Here is a 346-nt window from a genome sequence, read left to right as displayed (position 1 = left end):
CAATTGCTGCACAACTGGCTGTGTTAGCACGTTGGGCTTAATTGTTGGTACTTCGTTAACCTCAACACGTCCTTTATAGAGTGCTGAACCCTCAACGTTTGGCAACGTCGGCTGTCTAACAGGCGCTAGTTGTTTGACTTGTTGAGTGAGCGAACTAGGTGCAACAGATTTTACTGGCTGCAATTGCTGCACAACTGGCTGTGTTAGCGCGCTTGGCTTGATTGTTGGCACTTCGCCAACTTCAACGCTTCCTTTATAGAGTGCGGAACCCTCAACACTTGGCAACGTCGGCTGTGCAACAGGCGCTAGTTGTTGTTTGACTTGCTGAGTAGCGCACCAGGCGCAG

Annotated in this window: 1 protein-coding gene; it reads right to left on the bottom strand. The window is 50.3% G+C overall.

Annotated features, from left to right (window positions below; all coding sequences use genetic code 11):
- On the bottom strand, positions 1–346 hold a 346-nt coding region (locus SANK73390_RS20990), incomplete at both ends, for a hypothetical protein (RefSeq protein ID WP_462768267.1).

This window comes from Pseudoalteromonas sp. SANK 73390 (assembly GCF_054966645.1).
Note: the sequence above shows the minus strand (reverse complement) of the source record. Positions and strands in the feature narration are given on the sequence as shown.